Here is a 1,551-nt window from a genome sequence, read left to right on the forward strand (position 1 = left end):
TGAGCCGTGCCCTCAAGATTTTGGCGAAGGAGCTCGGGGTGCCGGTCATCGCCCTCTCGCAGCTCAGCCGTGCCGTGGAGAGCCGTACCGGCAAGCGGCCGCAGCTTTCGGACCTGCGCGAGTCGGGCTCGATCGAGCAGGACGCTGACATCGTCCTCTTCCTCGACCGCTCCTCCGACGAGCAGGAGGCTACGCGCGATGACCGCCCGGATTTGGGCGTGACGCGCGTGATCGTGGCGAAGAACCGTTCCGGCCCCATCGGCGACGTCGATCTTGCCTTCGTGCCCGCCTCGACGAAGTTCTACGAGCTTGACGGCATCCACGGCGAAGGCTAACACTTTTGACCCCGTCCCCAAAGTGTTGATGTGGGCGCGAGTGCCAGATGTCCCAAAATGCACCTGTCCCTAATTGGGTCACGCAGCTTCCGAGGCGTTGGGCAAAACCCCTGTGTCGTTTTGCGATGGAGCGGCGACGGCTCCACGATGCGGATATAATAAGAATGTTGTGTTGCGCTCGATACGTGAGGAGTTGTTCATGAGCTCGACAGTACTGGTGGGAACCCAGTGGGGCGATGAGGGCAAGGGCAAGATCTGCGACTTGATTGCCCGCGACTTCGACTGCGTCGTGCGCTACCAGGGTGGCAACAACGCCGGCCACACCATCGTGGTGGGCGATCGCAGCTACGGATTGCACCAGGTGCCCTCGGGCATTATGTATCCGGAGTGCGTTTCCGTGATCGGCAACGGCTGCGTGGTGAATCCCAAGGTGCTGCTCGAAGAGATCGACATGTTCGAGGCGGACGGCATCTCGACCGCGAACCTCAAGGTTTCCGGCAACGCACACATCATCATGCCCTATCACATGGATCTCGACGGCGCCTATGAGCAGCTGCTCGGCGACCATAACATCGGTACGACGAAGCGCGGCATCGGCCCCTGCTACCAGGACAAAATGGCGCGCATCGGCCTGCGCATGCAGGACATGCTCGACGAGGAGGTCTTCCGCGAGAAGCTTGCCCGCGCGCTCGATCGCGTGAATCCGCAGCTCGAGAAGATCTTCGGCCTGCCCACCTATACCGTGGAGTCCATCTGCGAGACGTACCTTCCTATGGCGGAGCGCCTGCGTCCCTACATCTGCGAGAGCTCGCTGCTCCTGAACAACCTCATTGACGAGGGCAAGTCCATTCTCTTCGAAGGCGCCCAGGCGACGCTGCTCGATATCGACCATGGCACGTACCCGTACGTCACCTCGTCGAACTGCACTGCCGGCGGCGCGGTGACCGGCTCCGGCGTGGGCATGAAGAACGTGGACCGCGTCCTGGGCATATGCAAGGCCTACATCACGCGCGTGGGAATGGGTCCCATGCCCACCGAGCTTGACTATACGGAAGGCCCCGGCAGGGAACTCACCGAGGGCGGCCATGAATACGGCGTCACGACCGGCCGCCGCCGCCGCTGCATCCTTCCAGCAGGATGTTCGGATAACGCTGCACCAGACGTTCCAGGAAATCATAGAGCCCCAGCACATAATCGTGGAGCACCCTGCCCTGGC

2 protein-coding genes and 1 pseudogene are annotated in these 1,551 nt (G+C 62.0%); 2 read left to right on the forward strand and 1 reads right to left on the reverse strand.

Annotated features, from left to right (window positions below; all coding sequences use genetic code 11):
- Both QZ079_RS09435 and QZ079_RS09440 read left to right on the forward strand, forming a co-directional pair.
- On the forward strand, positions 1-335 hold a 335-nt coding region (locus QZ079_RS09435; RefSeq protein ID WP_297037582.1), incomplete at its 5' end, for a DnaB-like helicase C-terminal domain-containing protein.
- A gap of 199 nt (positions 336-534) precedes the next feature.
- A pseudogene (locus tag QZ079_RS09440) lies at positions 535-1,458 on the forward strand (adenylosuccinate synthase); the annotation flags it as partial.
- On the opposite strand, the gene QZ079_RS09495 reads toward QZ079_RS09440, so the two are convergent.
- Positions 1,433-1,540 (reverse strand): alpha-galactosidase, encoded by a 108-nt coding sequence (locus tag QZ079_RS09495; protein WP_366926446.1) that lies wholly within the window; start codon positions 1,538-1,540, stop codon positions 1,433-1,435. The pseudogene QZ079_RS09440 and the gene QZ079_RS09495 overlap by 26 nt on opposite strands.
- Positions 1,541-1,551 lie beyond the last annotated feature (11 nt).

This window comes from uncultured Enorma sp. (genome assembly GCA_905210055.1).
In the GTDB taxonomy this organism is placed as follows: Bacteria; Actinomycetota; Coriobacteriia; order Coriobacteriales; family Coriobacteriaceae; genus Enorma.